The sequence below is a fragment of the Shewanella marinintestina genome (assembly GCF_023283845.1).
GTDB classification, from domain to species: Bacteria; Pseudomonadota; Gammaproteobacteria; order Enterobacterales; family Shewanellaceae; genus Shewanella; species Shewanella marinintestina.
The window spans coordinates 320,446-336,778 of sequence record NZ_JAKILC010000003.1 but is presented as its reverse complement, the minus strand read 5'-3'; the positions used below and the strand labels follow the sequence as shown (position 1 = coordinate 336,778).

The window sequence follows — 16,333 nt, the reverse complement described above, 5'->3', positions numbered from 1 at the left end:
AAAAGTCAGGCACGCCAATCGACGACGGCAACTTCTGATCTGTATCAGAATGATTTAAGAATTCTAGAAGCCAGTTGTTAAGCAACTGGCTTTTTTATTAGCTTAACTCTGCTTTAGTTGATTGGATAAACGAATAGCAGAAGTCTCTTCTACGTAATGAACCTAACGTGAAGAGATTTACCAGCGCATTCAGTCTGAAAAGTCAGGCACGCCAATCGACGACGGCAACTTCTGATCTGTATCAGAATGATTTAAGAATTCTAGAAGCCAGTTGTTAAGCAACTGGCTTTTTTATTAGCTTAACTCTGTTTTAGTTGATTGGATAAACGAATAGCAGAAGTCTCTTCTACGTAATGAACCTAACGTGAAGAGATTTACCAGTGCATTCAGTCTGAAAAGTCAGGCACGCCAATCGACGACGGCAAATTCTGATCTGTATTAGAATGATTTAAGAATTTTAGAAGCCAGTTGTTAAGCAACTGGCTTTTTTATTAGCTTAACTCTGCTTTAGTTGATTGGATAAACGAATAGCAGAAGTCTCTTCTACGTAATGAACCTAACGTGAAGATATTTACCAGCGCATTCAGTCTGAAAAGTCAGCCACGTCAATCGACGACGGCAGCGTTTATCGCACATGAGTACTTATTATAGACCGACGAGTTTTTATATCGTCTATTTTGTCGCGATTTTAAATCTTTGTACTCATAAATTAGGAAGGGCTTTTTTGCTTGAGTGGTAAAGGTCTTTATTTGGCAAGCTAACTCCTTTAGTTAGGGGAGTGTTTGGCTTTTTATAAAAATGTTTCTGCTTTACTAGAGCTAATAATTGATAGTTTCAGTTGAGGCTGTAGCGTTAAGAAGAGCTTTAATGGAGACAAATTTGTTTACCACACGCTTTTTAGTAAAAATTTTAGATTTATAAAAGCGGCTCCGTAACGAGTTTTATTCAGTTTAGATAATTGAAATTGAGTTTAATCACCTATAAAAGCCAACTTTTAAGGGGAGTTAGATTGTTATAGCATCAAGATGCTTAAAAACACCTCAAACGGAAATGGTTTCTTAAAAAGGGTTTGACTTATTTTCGGCAGACAGTAATATGTGCGCCAAGAAACGGAGAGGTGGCCGAGTGGCCGAAGGCGCTCCCCTGCTAAGGGAGTATGGGCTTTAACTCCCATCGAGGGTTCGAATCCCTCCTTCTCCGCCATTTCTTACAATAGACAACGATGCGGATGTAGCTCAGCTGGATAGAGTACCTGGCTACGAACCAGGCGGTCGGAGGTTCGAATCCTCCCATCCGCACCATTTCTATTGTCGTGATAAATGTTTTAGTGAGCGGATGTAGCTCAGCTGGATAGAGTACCTGGCTACGAACCAGGCGGTCGGAGGTTCGAATCCTCCCATCCGCACCATTAAATCATTTATAGCAGTAAACGTTCTATATGCGGATGTAGCTCAGCTGGATAGAGTACCTGGCTACGAACCAGGCGGTCGGAGGTTCGAATCCTCCCATCCGCACCATAGAATGAAAAGAATTTAAAATTTTATATGAGCGGATGTAGCTCAGCTGGATAGAGTACCTGGCTACGAACCAGGCGGTCGGAGGTTCGAATCCTCCCATCCGCACCATATGAAATAACGATTTTGCGCGTGTAGCTCAGCTGGATAGAGTACCTGGCTACGAACCAGGCGGTCGGAGGTTCGAATCCTCCCACGCGCACCATGAATTGACGGAGAGGTGGCCGAGTGGCCGAAGGCGCTCCCCTGCTAAGGGAGTATGGGCTTTAACTCCCATCGAGGGTTCGAATCCCTCCTTCTCCGCCATCATTTGAAGCAAAAAACCGCAACTTGGTTGCGGTTTTTTGTCCTCAGAATGATTGTGATGTTTTAAGTTTTATATGAGCGGATGTAGCTCAGCTGGATAGAGTACCTGGCTACGAACCAGGCGGTCGGAGGTTCGAATCCTCCCATCCGCACCATATAAAACAATTGATTTAAGTAGTACCGATTTTGCGCGTGTAGCTCAGCTGGATAGAGTACCTGGCTACGAACCAGGCGGTCGGAGGTTCGAATCCTCCCACGCGCACCATGAATTGACGGAGAGGTGGCCGAGTGGCCGAAGGCGCTCCCCTGCTAAGGGAGTATGGGCTTTAACTCCCATCGAGGGTTCGAATCCCTCCTTCTCCGCCATCATTACATACAAAAAAACCGCACTTAGTTGCGGTTTTTTTGTATCTGTTGTTTAGCGTATCGAATTCAATAGTTCCTGCTTTTGTTTATGCACTTTATATAAAAATTCAATTTAATAACCTCGTAAATTTCTCCTATTTTAAAATTTTTTTCTATACTGGTTCTAGTTAAGACTATTTTTCAATCACTTAATTCAATTGTAATTTAGGTTGATTACTATTTGTACTCGTGTAGGTTGGTGTAACCAATATTTTTTATGTTGTGTCGTAATTACTCTGGAAGTCGCTTTTGCGCAGGGTGAACACAGGTTTGTTTTCAACAAATTTGTTTTAAAGAATGGAGATCTTATATGGCGTTTTTTCAAAACCATCTTAAAAAGAAGTTAACAGCAATATCCCTTGCTGCTAGTTTTCTTTCTTGTTCCGCTATTGCCGCAGATAAGCCTAATATTTTGGTGATCTGGGGTGATGACATCGGTCAATCAAATATCAGTGCTTATACCTTTGGCATGATGGGTTATAAAACCCCAAATATTGACAGTATTGCCAATGAAGGCATGATGTTTACCGATTACTATGGTGAGCAATCTTGTACCGCAGGTCGTTCGACCTTTATTACCGGTCAAAGTGTATTTAGAACCGGTCTATCTAAAGTGGGTATGCCCGGTGCTGATATTGGTTTACAAGCTACTGATGCCACAATTGCCGAAATTTTAAAGCCAATGGGTTATGCCACAGGCCAATTTGGTAAAAACCATCTTGGCGATCAGGATAAATTCTTACCAACAAATCACGGGTTTGATGAGTTTTTTGGTAATTTGTACCACTTAAATGCGGAAGAAGAGCCGGAAAATATCGACTACCCGAAAGATCCTGAGTTTCGTAAAAAATTTGGCCCCCGTGGAGTGATTAAGTCATCTGCTGACGGCAAAATTGAAGATACGGGACCATTGACCAAAAAGCGTATGGAAACCGTTGATGATGAGACTGTCGCCGCTGCCATCGACTTTATGGAGCGCAAAGTCAAAGCTGAAAAGCCTTTCTTTGTGTGGTGGAGTGGTACTCGTATGCACTTTAGAACGCACGTTAAACCAGAATTACAAGGTTCAAGTGGGTTAAGCAACTATGCAGACGGTATGATTGAGCATGATAATCATGTTGGTCAGTTATTAGCTGCAGTAGATAAAATGGGCATTAAAGATAACACGATTGTATTTTACTCAACTGATAATGGTCCGCATATGAACACATGGCCTGATGCGGGTACAACGCCATTTAGAGGTGAGAAAAATACTAACTGGGAAGGTGCGTACCGTGTCCCTGCAATGGTTCGCTGGCCAGGAAAGATCGCAGAAGGTAGTGTCTCTAATGACATCATGCATCATATGGACTGGTTGCCAACATTTGCGGCCGCAGCCGGTGATAGCAAGGTTAAAGATAAGCTACTTAAAGGCCATAAAGCAGATGGGAAAACATTTAAGAATCACTTAGATGGTTATAACTTCCTGCCTTATTTAACAGGTAAAGATATGACTCCTCCAAGGGAAGAGATCTTTTACTTTACTGATGATGGTGATCTTGCGGCACTACGCTTTAAAGATTGGAAGTTAGTGTTTATGGAGCAGCGTGTTGAGGGAACCCTGTTGCTATGGGCTAATCCATTTACCGTACTGCGTTTACCTAAAATTTATAATTTGCGTATGGACCCTTATGAAAATGCGGACATTACTTCTAATACCTATTGGGATTGGATGTTAGATCGCGCCTTTATGTTAGTTCCAGCTCAAGCTTATGTAGGTAAGTTCTTAGAAACCTTTAAAGAGTATCCGCCTAGTCAAAAAGCAGCGAGTTTTAGCTTAGATCAGGTGATGGAGAAGTTACAGACTCCACCAAGCAAGTAATGATATTAGTTAAGAGGGCGCTTGCGCCCTTTTTCTATTTTTAAAGCAAATGTATACGTTTGCTTTAAAAATAGAAAGTTAATCAAGGAATGTATTTCTACGGAAGGGGATGGTGTGGATAACCAAATAATTCATGGGCAACTGACAGACTTACAATCGGCATTAGCACAACAAGTATTGGGGCAACAGCACGTGGTGAAAGGCCTCATTTTAGCTTTACTTGCCAACGGCCATGTTTTGTTAGAGGGCTTGCCTGGAACAGCGAAGACACGCTCGGTAAAAACATTAGCTGATTTATTACATTTATCCCAAGGTCGGGTGCAGTTTACCCCAGACCTGCTTCCCTCTGATGTGATTGGTTATGAAGCACTTTCAACTACTAATGACAAGCAAATTGACTTTAATCCTGGTCCTGTATTTAACCATATCTTATTGGCTGACGAGATAAATCGTGCTCCTCCTAAAGTACAGTCTGCACTTTTAGAGTCGATGGAGGAACGGCAGGTAACGGTTGGCAATACTACCCACACGATGGAAGAAGTGTTTCTCGTTTTAGCAACCCAAAACCCTGTTGAGCAAGAGGGGACCTATCCGTTGCCTGAAGCGCAAATGGATAGATTTCTATTTAAGATAGTGATTGATTATCCTGATGATGATATTGAACTTGAGATTATTCGTTTAACGAGAGGTCAAGAAGCGACTAACGCACAAGATAATATTGCTATTGATGATGCGGAAGCTTTAATTAAAGCAGCTAGAGAAAAAGTACATGATGTTTTTACGTCTGAGAGCATTGAAAAATATATTGTTTCCCTAGTAATGACAACAAGAAAACCGCAGCGTTATCCCGATAGCAACCTTCAAAAATATATCAAGATTGGTGCAAGCCCAAGAGCATCTATCGCACTCGATAAAGCCTCTAGAGCTCATGCAGTTTTAGAGGGGAGGGATTACGTTGATCCTGACGATGTGCGTGCCGTTGTGTCGCAAGTTTTGAGTCATCGAATTGCATTGTCTTATTCTGCTGTTGCCGATGGAAAAAGTGCTCAAGATATTGTTGACGAGATAGTTAGGGTGACGCCAGTTCTTTGAAAGAAAACGCATGAATAGGTTCGTATGAGCAAAAAAGATCCTCGTATTTACACCAATTTAGATGCTTTATTGGCGTTTAGGCAAGATAGTCGACAGTTTTCATTGTCACCAAAATATCGCCCAGCAGGTATGTTATCGGGCCGTCACGCTTCGACAGTAAAGGGGCGTGGTCTTAATTTTGAAGAATTAAGACAATATCAAGCTGGCGATAATATTCGTCAAATCGATTCTCGAGTTTCGGCAAGGTTGGGTAAGCCTTATGTAAGAGTTTATTCAGAAGAAACAGATCGCCCGGTGCATTTGATTATTGATCAGCGCTTACCTATGTTTTTTGGCAGCCAAAATTATACTAAATCAGTTTCTGCAGCTCAGCTTGCTTCGATGCTGGCTTGGCAAGCTTTTGACAGTGGTGATCGAGTTGGTGGCTTGGTTTTAGGCTGTCAGCAAAATATTCAAATACCAGTAAAGCGTTCGCAAGAAAATGTTATTCGGCTGTTAGAGGCGATTGTTAGTGCTAATAATCAGTTAAGTTTGGCTAAGGTAAAGGACAAATCTTCTTTGTCTTTACTATCTCAGGCAAGGCCGCTTATTTCCACATTAACTAGCCAAAGTGTGATTATTTTTATTACCGATATTGAGGGTATAGAGACATCTGAGATAGCTGAATTAGAGGTGATCTCACAAAAATCTAATGTGTTACTTTTTATAGTCCAAGACCCACTAGAAGATGATCTCTCTCGCGCTCATGGTTTAAGTGTCTCTCATGGTAAGCAGCAAGTAAATATTCAATCAGATACCGACAGCCAATTTAAATATGACCAACTTTATCAACAACGTTTAACCACGCTTGAGCGCAGCTTGTTAGTCAGCGCCATGCCTGTTGGTGTTATTAATACTGAAGACTCTGTGTCATTACAACTGCGGCACTTACTCACGGGAGAGTGGCAATGAACTCAATAGCACAGCTAGTTGATATTACAGCTCCCAATGCCATTCCTTGGTGGCCGCTAGCTCCTGCATGGTACGCTATTTTCGCTATTTTGGGCTTATGTGGGCTTTATGGTGGCGCTCTTAAACGCAGGCAATGGTTAGCTAATCGATATCGGCGTGAAGCCCTTAATGAGCTTAGTAGAATAAGCGTGGTAGATGCTGGTAGATTAAATCAAGTGTTACGCCAAGCAGCATTGAATGGGTTATCGCAAACTTCTACAGCACAGGAGTGCAATCCTAAGACATCACAATCAGCATTATTAAGTCAAACTGGAAAAGAATGGTTTGCGCTGGTAAATAAGACAAGCCCTAGAGAGTTGTTTACGGCCGAACAAGTTTATTTGCTAGAAAAGCTGAATTACCAGAATAGGAACATGAGTAAACAGGATGAGATGACTCAGGCAGAGTTTGAGCGGTTAAAGAACCTATGCGAAAGGTGGGTGAGGGAGCATCAGTTTGAACATGTCTCTTGAATACCCATGGTTATTATTATTAGTTATTTTACCACTTTTTATTTTTAGATTTTCGCCTGCGTATTTGCAACCTGCAGCTTCTATTTATTTACCTTTCTTTGCTCGTTTAATTCGCGCTACAGGGCAAAAGCCTACTTCTGGAAGTCATATCAAGCAACGTAGGTTCATTCAAATGCTGGCTTTATGTTTAAGCTGGATTGCGATTGTTGTCAGCCTAGCTCGACCTGTATTAATTGGTGAGCCAGTAGTCGTTGAAAAAGCGGGTCGTGACTTAATGGTTGCAATCGATCTTTCGCAATCAATGGAGCAACAAGACTATCAGTTAGGTAATGATACCAATGTCTCTAGGGTTGTAGCGTTAAAAGCCCTACTCACTGAGTTTGCCGCTCAACGTACTGGTGATCGCTTAGGCCTGATAGTGTTTGGTTCTGGAGCCTATCTACAGGTTCCGTTTACTCAAGATATAGGGCTTTGGCAAACGCTTTTACAGCAAATGGATACACAGATGGCTGGTCCTGCAACTGCGATAGGTGATGCAATAGGTTTGAGTATTCGCGCATTTGACAGCTCAACAACAGAGCAACGTGTATTGTTACTTGTTACGGATGGTAGTGATACAAGTTCACGGTTAGATCCTGTTGATGCTGCTCGTATCGCTGCTGCTGATGGTATACAGATTTATACTCTGGGAATGGGCTCTATTACTACGGTTGGTGAAGATAAGGTCGACTTTAATACGTTAAATAAAATAGCGCTCATCAGTAAAGGACAAGCATTTGAGGGCAATAATAGTGATGCAATTTCGCAAGTTTTAAAGCAAGTGAATAGCATTGCACCTGCAACATTTGAACAGCAGATCTTTCAAAGAAAAACCGATCTATTTCCATATTTGATAGGGCCGATGATGATTTTCTATATTGTTATTTGGCTCATACTTTGGTTAATGTCCAGGTGGCACAACAGTGCAGCAACGCCATGGTTTAATCGCTATAAGCAAGAAGCCAAGGAGCGCAATAATGTTAACTGACTTTCAATTTGCCTCAGCACATTGGCTTTGGTTATTTATTCCTATCATTGGGCTTATGTATACGATATGGCGACAACGAGTTAGCGACCAACAAGCTGGACAGGGCATTATTGCAGAGCATTTAGCAAATGTGTTTTCGGTACAAAATAGTCAGCGTGCAAGTAAGCTGCCGATACTTATGACATTAGTTATTGCTAGCATCATTATAGTGGCGTTGGCCGGGCCAAGCTGGCTGAGAGCTGGGGATGATAAAATAAAAAGCCCGTTAATTATTGCGCTGGATTTATCTCCGTCGATGATAGGTAGGCGTGGTGAAATTACTCGGCTTGAATACGCAAAGTTACTGGTCACGGCTGTGCTAAAACAGGCTGCAAACAGACCTATATCTTTGGTTGCTTTTGCTGGCAGTAGTCATCAAGTTCTGCCACCTTCAGAGCAATTTGAACTATTAACTTTGTACTTAGGCTATATGGCACCGGAGGTTATGCCGTTAGAAGGCAATAATCTCGACTCTATTATAAGTGTACTGAATGCAACGCCAGCAGCACAGGAGTTTGGCTTTGATATTTTAATCGTCACTGATGGCGTTGATGGACCATCCCGCGAGCTTGCAGGTTATTTAGCTAGCCACAAAGCACATGGAATTGTGGCAGCGTTAAGCTCTAATGCTGAAGAGCTCGCAAATCAACTTAATTTGGAGTTGATTACAAGCAGTGAAATAGATAAAAGCACGCAGCAGGTGGCTGAGCTAGTCGCTAAATTGGCAGCTGATGCGATTGCTAAGTCTAGTATCTTAGTTAACCAAGGTTATTGGCTACTTTATCCGGCAGCTTTGCTATTGTTATTGTTTTTTCGTCGTGGTTTTAATCTTTATTGGACGCCTGCTGTATTGCTAAGTGTTAGTTTAGTGCCTGTTCCTGCACAAGCTAATTGGCTTGATTGGTTTGTCAGTGCTGATCAACAAGGGCAATATTATTTTGATCGTGGAGATTATCAAGAAGCAGCAATTAGATTTAATGATCTAGACTGGAAAGCTTTATCTTACTATAAGGCGAAAGAGTACCGTAAAGCTGCGAAAATATACCGCAGTCAAGCCACACTTCAAAGTTTGTTCAATCTAGCAATGACTTACACTCGGGGGCGTAATTACACCAAGGCGCAGCAGTTGTATGAACTGCTATTGGAAATTGAGCCAGATAATCAAGCTGCACAAAATAACCTACGTATTGTTAAACAGCTCATTCGAGACATAAAACAATTAGGTGAAAGTCAGCAAGAGGAAAGCCCACCAGAATCAATTGACGCTGATGAGATGATTGACAGTAACTTAGGTGCCGATAAACAAACCGTCGGTAAGGTTGAAGTTAAACTGCAACGTCTATCAGTTAGTGAACTACTAAAAAGTGATAGTAAAAAGCAGCAATGGCTGCGAGATATTAGTAAAGATCCCCAACAGTTTTTGGCGTCGAAATTCCAAGCTGAATTTAATAAATCCTTTGATAGCACTAATACTGATATGGGTAAGCAGCCGTCATCGTCAAAGGAAGGTGTTGATGATTAATGGCTTACGTTTGAGTATTAATAACGTTTTACTGCGGTCCTTGCTTAGAAAGGCCATAGCGGGCTTATTGTTGATTGGAGTTAGTCGAGCGAGCCGAACGATAGCTATTTTGATATTAAGTACATTGCCTTTAGGTGTTAACGCAGCAAACCTAAACGATGCTGTAATGAGCCTAAATAGTACGATACAGGGGGATAATTTAGATGTAAATTTTACTCCCCGAGTTAGTGTTAGCCGCTCTGAATCTCACCCTGTAGTTGGCCAAAAAGTTGTATTACGATATGAACTTTTGGTCGACGGTTTCTTTAATGGTGGTACTCAATTTGAGTTGCCATCAATCTCTAGCGCCAGTCTAGCTAAAGCTTCCTCCTTTGCGATTAATGGTAGCAAGCGACTTGAGGGGCGTAATTTGACATCGCAGATCTGGGAAGTGTATCTCTACCCAGAACAGCAAGGACTAATCCAAGTGCCAAGTATTAGTTTTGCTATTAGTTACCAAGATGCCAGCTCTAACTCGTCAAAATCGACTATCTTGCTCGCTAAGCCCGCCTTACTTTATGCATATGTTCCGCCAGAACTCGATATCATAGCCCCTTACTTAGTCGCAGAGGCTGTTACAATTGAAGATAATTGGTCGACATTGAAGGACTCGTATCAGCAGGGAGATGTGATTACACGAAGTGTCGTTATTGTAGCCACTAACCTTCCTGCGAGCCATATACCCCCTTTTAAGGCGAAGCAATTCGATGGTGGCAGCATTATAGCTAGAGAGCCGCAACTTGAAGATATTAGTCGACGCGGCGAAAGTCTTGGTCGTCTTACTCAAGAGTTTAGTTATCTTATTGAAACAAGTGGTGACTATAGTTTGGGGGGAGAAACTATAAGCTGGTGGAAGTTAGGAAGTGGCGTTGAACAGCATTTTTTTACCACATTTAAAATAGATGTTGTGGGCTGGAGTCAGGGCAATTGGTATCAGCTAGTGTTTATACTTAGCTGTGCTGCTATCATTTTGTTGGGTAGGATTGTTTTTCGTTATCAAAAAAATACCTTGTATTGGAAAGCACGACACGCGTTAGTTACTAAAGATTGGCCTTTGTTTGTTGGTTACCTCTATCAACAAAGGGACTCAGTAAAGGCTATTTCAAGGCTAAAACAGGAAACCCAATTAGACACCTCTTCTAAGCAATTGATGCGCAATCAAGCTCAAACATCTATAAAAAATGCCAAAGGGTTGTGGTTAAACGCTGAGCTTGCTTCAACTATGGTAGAAGCTGAGAAGACAAATGGAATTACGACTCGGCTGTTTGCATACTTGTACAGCAAGCGTATTGAAGATAGTTCATCAGAGTCAACTGATCACAGACAAGTAGCAGAAGATGCACTAAAAGCGCGTTCGCAATACCTTAGTGTGTTAGATATGAAGCATTTATTAAAGCAATGCTTTAATAAGTTCTTTTGATCAATTTCTCTAGTGTGAAGAGCCATTCCAAGATTATTCAATTCTAAAATTTCTTTATTCACTCCCCTTCTAAAAATAAGCTGTTAGCAATTAAAAGTAGGCTCCTACCTTTAAAGCTATGCTGCATAAAATTGCAAAGTCGGAAAAGTAGTCTAATTTGTTCTAATTTCTGAATTCATTTTCCACTAAAACCATAGTTAAATTATAAAGAGTTTGTCATAAAAACAAGTATATTGAGGATTGTTCATTTAAAACGTTATTTTAATATTGATTTGTTAGGTGGTGCCCGTTAATTAATGATTTTGTGGTATGACCAATTTACAAGGTGGTCGCTATTTTGTTATAGATTGGTTATTGTTTTTTATCCTTGTTCATCATTTGGTCGTAAAGATGTATCTCAAATGAATGGAATGAAATGCATAATATGTGAATGGTAGGTGAATATTTATTGGCGCACCCCTGTTTTATTCACAATTTAATACCAACGAGAGGAAGAGATGGCTTCAATATCTGAGCAGCTATATGACGCATTAGGGATCATGGTACTAGGTATGGCACTAGTATTTTTATTTTTGAGCTTTCTTATCTTGGCGATGAATTTAGTCGCTAGAAAATTCGGACCTGTGCCACAAGTAGATAATACATCACCAGCGGTTCAGCCTCAGATGAGTACAACAGCTGTAAGCCCATTAATGACTGTGGTAATAACTGCAGCAATTCATCAGCACCGTAAAAAAGCATAATAAAAAGTAGGGAGTATTTGTATGAGCAAGCCATTGGCTTTAACTGATGTGGTCTTAAGGGACGCGCACCAATCTATTCTCGCTACTCGTTTGCGTACCGAAGATATGTTACCCATTGCACCGTTACTGGATAAAGTTGGTCTTTGGTCAATTGAATCATGGGGCGGTGCGACCTTTGATTCTTGTATCCGTTATTTAGGAGAAGATCCATGGGAGCGCATTCGTGAATTAAAAAAGGTAATGCCTAATACCCCGCAGCAAATGTTGTTACGTGGACAAAACTTACTAGGCTACCGCCATTATGCTGATGATCTAGTGCACCGTTTTGTTGAACGTGCTCATACCAATGGTGTTGATGTATTCCGTGTGTTTGATGCAATGAACGATGTGCGTAACCTAGAAACCGCAGTTAAATCAGTAATTGAGGTTGGCGGTCATGCACAAGGTACGCTGTCTTATACAACTAGCCCTGTGCATAACCTAAACACTTGGGTTGATATGGCTAAGCGTATCGAAGATATGGGCTGTCATTCTTTATGTATTAAAGATATGGCTGGCCTGCTCAAGCCGTTTGAAGCTTTTGACTTAATCAGCCAAATTAAGTCGCAAACAGATCTTGTGGTATCACTGCATTGCCATGCAACAACAGGGCTAAGCACTGCGACATATCAAAAAGCGATAGAAGCGGGCATTGATGTGCTCGATACTGCCATTTCGTCAATGAGCCAAACTTATGGTCATAGTGCAACCGAAACCTTGGTCGCTATGGTAGAAGGCACTGACCGTGCAACCGGCTATGACATGGATCTGCTTGAAGAGATCGCGGCTTACTTTAGAGTTGTACGTAAAAAATACGCTGCATTTGAAGGCGAGCTAAAAGGCATCGATTCACGTATTTTACGTGCACAAGTACCAGGCGGCATGCTAACAAACATGGAAAGCCAGTTAAAAGAGCAAGGTGCTGGCGATAAGCTTGATTTAGTTTTAGAAGAGATCCCACGAGTACGTGAAGATTTAGGTTTCTTACCATTAGTTACCCCAACGTCTCAAATTGTAGGTACTCAGTCAGTAATCAACGTTTTAACTGGCGAGCGCTATAAGTCAATGACTAAAGAGACTGAAGGCGTATTAAAAGGCGAGTACGGCGCGACTCCTGCACCAGTTAATGCGGAGCTGCAGCAGCGTGTATTAGCGGGTAAAGAAGCGATTACTTGTCGCCCAGCAGATCTACTTGAATCAGAACTTGGTAAGCTGCGCATTGAGCTAAAAGAGAAAGCTGAAGCTGAGGATATCAAGCTTGCTGATGAACTTGATGATGACGTATTAACTTATGCATTATTTCCACAAATCGGCCTTAAATTCCTTACTAACCGTAATAACCCTGACGCATTTGAGCCAAAGCCAGAAGTCGCTGCTAAGGCATTAGAAGAAGCGAAAAAAGCAGAAGTAAAAGAGGCAAGTCAGCAAGGCCCTGAAACTTACACGGTAACGGTTCAAGGTCAAAGTTTTGTTGTTGAGGTTGCTGAAGGCGGAGATATCAGCCAAATCACCCCGACAGAAAATGTTGTGCCATTTACAGCTCCTGCTGCATCAGCACCCGTTGTTGATTTGTCAGCGGTTAAGCATGAACAAAATGCACCTTTGTCGGGTAACATTTTTAAAGTCCATGTTTCGCCTGGAGATACGGTTAAAGAAGGTGACGTGGTGATTATCCTTGAAGCAATGAAGATGGAAACCGAGGTCCGCGCCGAAGCTGATGGAGTGATCTCCAAGGTTTGGGTGAAAGAAGGTGACGCAGTAGCTGTTGGTAGCCAATTGTTGGCATTAGCTTAGGAGTCATCATGGACGGATTAATTGCATTTTGGGCTGAATCTGGCATTGCTAACTTTGACGGCGGCCAGTTGCTCATGATGGGCGTAGGCTGCATATTGCTGTATCTAGCAATTGCGAAAAAGTTTGAGCCATTACTGCTACTGCCTATTGGTTTTGGTGCCATATTGGCCAACATTCCTAACGGTGGATTTACTGACGAAGGCGGCTTACTGTATTTCGCCTATTACGTCGGTATTGAAACCGGCATTTTCCCGCTACTGATCTTTATGGGAGTGGGAGCATTAACAGATTTTGGTGCGCTTATTGCGAACCCTAAAATGTTATTGCTAGGTGCTGCGGCGCAGTTTGGTATTTTTGCAACTTTGCTTGGAGCGATAGCGCTTAACTGGATCCCAGGTTTTGATTTCTCAATGACAGATGCTGCAGCCATCGCCATTATTGGAGGTGCAGATGGGCCTACAGCGATTTTCTTGGCCTCCAAACTCGCCCCTGAATTACTTGGCGCTATTGCCGTTGCTGCATATTCTTATATGGCATTAGTACCGTTAATTCAGCCGCCAATCATGCGCTTGCTAACGACTGAAGCTGAACGTCAGATTAAGATGGAGCAGCTGCGTGAAGTGAGCAAGAAAGAGAAGATTATCTTCCCGTTGATGGTGCTTGGACTAACGATTTTGTTCCTACCAGCTGCAACTCCACTAGTGGGTATGTTCTGCTTAGGTAACTTAATGCGCGAATCTGGCGTTGTTGATAGATTATCAAGCACAGCGCAAAATGAGCTAATCAATATCGTGACTATTTTCCTTGGTCTAGCTGTTGGTTCTAAGTTATCTGCAGAGCAATTCTTACAGATGGAAACTTTAGGTATTTTAGTACTTGGTGCTGTTGCATTCTCTATCGGTACGGCTTCAGGCGTATTAATGGCGAAAGTGATGAGCAAACTATCCGGTGGTAAAATTAACCCTCTACTTGGTGCCGCAGGTGTATCGGCAGTACCAATGGCTGCGCGAGTTGTTAATAAAGTAGGCTTAGAGTCGAATAACCAAAACTTCTTATTGATGCATGCAATGGGACCAAACGTTGCGGGTGTACTAGGTAGTGCGGTAGCGGCTGGTGTGCTACTTGCTGTGTTGGGGTAAACCTCATTAACTAAACTTATCTAAACCTATTTTAAGTTATTTGTTTTTGAAATCAATCCTGTACTGCCAAGTACAGGATTTTTTTTTGCTGTAAGCAAAATAATATGCGCTGTTGACTATACTAAGGCTTAATAAAAGTAATCAGTATAAAGACTTGCCTGTGTAGCGGGCATCTAGCGGAACCCATTCGCAATGGAGTGCGATTGTTATGAATGACAACTTCAACAGTATTATTCGCTCACTACAAACGGAATTGAAGTATGTGGCGATATTCAGTTTTTTTGTCAATTTATTGATGTTGGCATTACCCATCTACAGCTTGCAATTGTTTGGACGTGTAATTGCCAGCTCTAGTTATCACACCCTAATTAATTTAACTCTAATCGTTATTTTTCTTCTGCTTATTCAAGCTTCTTTAGACTTCGTGCGTAATAAGTTATTACAGCAAAGTGGTTTGAAACTTGAGATGCGCTCAAGCTCATTATTGGTTAATGAGGCTATTCAGGAGTCAGCCCGTCAAGGTGGAATAAGCAAACAAAGCTTGCTTGATGTTCGTGAAGTGAGAACGCTGTTATTAACCCCATCTACCAGCGCTATTTTCGATGCGCCTTGGGTAATAGTGTTTTTGATTGTGCTATTTGGCTTGCATCCGCTACTTGGTGTTACAGCTACCGTTGGTGCAGTGATTTTGTCATTACTGGCTTTTGGTGTTAAAGCTGCTGCTAAGCTGCCACAAGATGCAGCCTCTAAAGCTGTGATTGAAAGCAGTATGCAGATTAATGATATTTTGCGTCATGCCAGTTCATTGCAAGCGATGGGAATGGCGACTGATGTTGCCAAACATTGGCAGCAGGGGCATAAGCAATTACTTGGACTACAGTGGAGCGTTGCCGACAAAGTCAGCATGATGTTGGTGCTCACCCGTTTAACTCGAACTTTACTGCAAGTGGCCGTTATTGGTATCGGTGTTGGCCTTGTTTTGACTCAACAGTTAGGCACTGGCGAAATTATTGCCGCTTCTATTATTCTTGGCCGAGCCTTGGCTCCTATCGAACAAGCTGTAGGTTGTTGGAAGAACTGGGAGTCTAGCTATCAAGCCTACCAAAGATTAAAACTTGCACTAAAACCCAAAACCAATAAGCCAAAAACTTCGTTACCAGCTCCCCGTGGTGAGTTTTTATTAGAGCGAGTTAACTTTGTCATCAATCGCCATAATAAACCGGTGCTTGCTAACATTAACTTTAGGCTACAAGCAGGATTGTCTTTGGCAATTATCGGCCCAAGCGGTTCAGGGAAGTCGACGTTAGCTAAGTTGTTGATGGGAATAGTAGCACCGACAAGTGGCATTGTTAAGCTCGATGGTGCCTGTTTAAGTCAATGGAATGCTGATGAATTGGGACGTTATATCGGCTTTGTGTCTCAAGATGTTGAGCTACTTTCAGGCACAGTTGCACAAAATATTTGCCGCTTTAGCGATGCCGACCCAAAAGATATTGTTGATGCAGCGCGTCTTGCGTGTGTCCATGAACTGATTATTGCTTTGCCTAATGGTTATGAAACCCAACTAGGGGAGGCCGCTAACCAAATTAGTGGCGGTCAAAAGCAGCGGCTTGCTCTGGCAAGAGCAATATTTAGCAAACCTAAAGTGTTAATCCTCGATGAGCCCAATTCTAATCTCGATCCCGAAGGAGAAGTTGCCCTCGCAATTGTGTTGCAACACTGCAAAGAGCAAGGGATCACAGTGATCATGATAAGTCATAGACCCGGTTTTTTAAGGCAAATGGATTGGGTCGTATGTTTACGTGATGGCTGCATTGAAAAAGCCGGACCGAAAGAAAAGTTTATTTCTGACATTCATGAGATCAGCGAGCGTACTGAAAACGCGGTGCAATCTATCGACAAATCTGCCGCTAATCATTAAGAGGTGAAT

Annotated in this window: 11 protein-coding genes and 10 tRNA genes; all 21 read left to right on the top strand. The window is 42.0% G+C overall.

Annotated elements, in window-relative coordinates; all coding sequences use genetic code 11:
* The first annotated feature begins 1,111 nt into the window (after window positions 1-1,111).
* The 21 genes from L2747_RS05440 (at window position 1,112) to L2747_RS05340 (ending at window position 16,324) form a co-directional block, all read left to right on the top strand.
* Window positions 1,112-1,203 (top strand) — tRNA-Ser (locus tag L2747_RS05440).
* 21 nt (window positions 1,204-1,224) lie between these two features.
* A tRNA-Arg gene (locus L2747_RS05435) sits at window positions 1,225-1,301 on the top strand.
* Window positions 1,302-1,331: 30 nt separating this feature from the next.
* A tRNA-Arg gene (locus L2747_RS05430) sits at window positions 1,332-1,408 on the top strand.
* Window positions 1,409-1,440: 32 nt separating this feature from the next.
* A tRNA-Arg gene (locus tag L2747_RS05425) sits at window positions 1,441-1,517 on the top strand.
* A gap of 31 nt (window positions 1,518-1,548) precedes the next feature.
* A tRNA-Arg gene (locus tag L2747_RS05420) sits at window positions 1,549-1,625 on the top strand.
* Window positions 1,626-1,642: 17 nt separating this feature from the next.
* A tRNA-Arg gene (locus L2747_RS05415) sits at window positions 1,643-1,719 on the top strand.
* A 9-nt stretch (window positions 1,720-1,728) separates the two neighbouring features.
* Window positions 1,729-1,820, top strand: a tRNA-Ser gene (locus L2747_RS05410).
* Between the two features lie 78 nt (window positions 1,821-1,898).
* Window positions 1,899-1,975, top strand: a tRNA-Arg gene (locus L2747_RS05405).
* 33 nt (window positions 1,976-2,008) lie between these two features.
* Window positions 2,009-2,085 (top strand) — tRNA-Arg (locus L2747_RS05400).
* Between the two features lie 9 nt (window positions 2,086-2,094).
* A tRNA-Ser gene (locus L2747_RS05395) sits at window positions 2,095-2,186 on the top strand.
* 349 nt (window positions 2,187-2,535) lie between these two features.
* Window positions 2,536-4,086: an arylsulfatase gene (locus tag L2747_RS05390; protein WP_248998060.1), complete on the top strand. Its 1,551-nt coding sequence runs from the start codon at window positions 2,536-2,538 to the stop codon at window positions 4,084-4,086.
* Between the two features lie 114 nt (window positions 4,087-4,200).
* Complete coding sequence (locus L2747_RS05385) at window positions 4,201-5,178, top strand: AAA family ATPase (RefSeq protein ID WP_248998076.1); 978 nt, start codon at window positions 4,201-4,203, stop codon at window positions 5,176-5,178.
* Between the two features lie 24 nt (window positions 5,179-5,202).
* A complete protein-coding gene (locus tag L2747_RS05380; protein ID WP_248998059.1) occupies window positions 5,203-6,129 on the top strand; it encodes a DUF58 domain-containing protein in 927 nt (308 codons plus the stop codon).
* Window positions 6,126-6,641 (top strand): DUF4381 domain-containing protein, encoded by a 516-nt coding sequence (locus L2747_RS05375; RefSeq protein ID WP_248998058.1) that lies wholly within the window; start codon window positions 6,126-6,128, stop codon window positions 6,639-6,641. The genes L2747_RS05380 and L2747_RS05375 overlap by 4 nt, the downstream gene beginning before the upstream one ends.
* Window positions 6,631-7,668 (top strand): VWA domain-containing protein, encoded by a 1,038-nt coding sequence (locus L2747_RS05370; RefSeq protein ID WP_248998075.1) that lies wholly within the window; start codon window positions 6,631-6,633, stop codon window positions 7,666-7,668. The genes L2747_RS05375 and L2747_RS05370 overlap by 11 nt, the downstream gene beginning before the upstream one ends.
* A complete protein-coding gene (locus L2747_RS05365) occupies window positions 7,658-9,229 on the top strand; it encodes a hypothetical protein (RefSeq protein ID WP_248998057.1) in 1,572 nt (523 codons plus the stop codon). Before L2747_RS05370 ends, L2747_RS05365 begins: the two co-directional genes overlap by 11 nt.
* Window positions 9,222-10,688, top strand: a complete 1,467-nt coding sequence (locus L2747_RS05360; RefSeq protein WP_248998056.1) for a hypothetical protein — start codon at window positions 9,222-9,224, stop codon at window positions 10,686-10,688. The genes L2747_RS05365 and L2747_RS05360 overlap by 8 nt, the downstream gene beginning before the upstream one ends.
* A gap of 497 nt (window positions 10,689-11,185) precedes the next feature.
* Entirely contained in the window at window positions 11,186-11,431 is a 246-nt protein-coding gene (locus L2747_RS05355; RefSeq protein WP_248998055.1) for an OadG family protein, read from the top strand.
* Window positions 11,432-11,452: 21 nt separating this feature from the next.
* Window positions 11,453-13,264 (top strand): sodium-extruding oxaloacetate decarboxylase subunit alpha, encoded by a 1,812-nt coding sequence (gene oadA / locus L2747_RS05350; protein ID WP_248998054.1) that lies wholly within the window; start codon window positions 11,453-11,455, stop codon window positions 13,262-13,264.
* Window positions 13,265-13,272: 8 nt separating this feature from the next.
* Window positions 13,273-14,403, top strand: coding sequence for a sodium ion-translocating decarboxylase subunit beta (locus L2747_RS05345; protein WP_248951236.1), 1,131 nt, complete (start codon window positions 13,273-13,275; stop codon window positions 14,401-14,403).
* A 208-nt stretch (window positions 14,404-14,611) separates the two neighbouring features.
* Entirely contained in the window at window positions 14,612-16,324 is a 1,713-nt protein-coding gene (locus L2747_RS05340; protein WP_248998053.1) for a type I secretion system permease/ATPase, read from the top strand.
* Window positions 16,325-16,333 lie beyond the last annotated feature (9 nt).

Excerpts from the sequence above, each read along its gene's own strand:
- L2747_RS05390 (WP_248998060.1), top strand. The coding sequence starts at position 2,536 with ATGGCGTTTTTTCAAAACCATCTTAAAAAGAAGTTAACAGCAATATCC.
- L2747_RS05380 (WP_248998059.1), top strand. The coding sequence starts at position 5,203 with ATGAGCAAAAAAGATCCTCGTATTTACACCAATTTAGATGCTTTATTG.
- L2747_RS05375 (WP_248998058.1), top strand. The coding sequence starts at position 6,126 with ATGAACTCAATAGCACAGCTAGTTGATATTACAGCTCCCAATGCCATT.
- L2747_RS05370 (WP_248998075.1), top strand. The coding sequence starts at position 6,631 with ATGTCTCTTGAATACCCATGGTTATTATTATTAGTTATTTTACCACTT.
- L2747_RS05365 (WP_248998057.1), top strand. The coding sequence starts at position 7,658 with ATGTTAACTGACTTTCAATTTGCCTCAGCACATTGGCTTTGGTTATTT.
- L2747_RS05360 (WP_248998056.1), top strand. The coding sequence starts at position 9,222 with ATGATTAATGGCTTACGTTTGAGTATTAATAACGTTTTACTGCGGTCC.
- L2747_RS05355 (WP_248998055.1), top strand. The coding sequence starts at position 11,186 with ATGGCTTCAATATCTGAGCAGCTATATGACGCATTAGGGATCATGGTA.
- oadA (WP_248998054.1), top strand. The coding sequence starts at position 11,453 with ATGAGCAAGCCATTGGCTTTAACTGATGTGGTCTTAAGGGACGCGCAC.
- L2747_RS05345 (WP_248951236.1), top strand. The coding sequence starts at position 13,273 with ATGGACGGATTAATTGCATTTTGGGCTGAATCTGGCATTGCTAACTTT.
- L2747_RS05340 (WP_248998053.1), top strand. The coding sequence starts at position 14,612 with ATGAATGACAACTTCAACAGTATTATTCGCTCACTACAAACGGAATTG.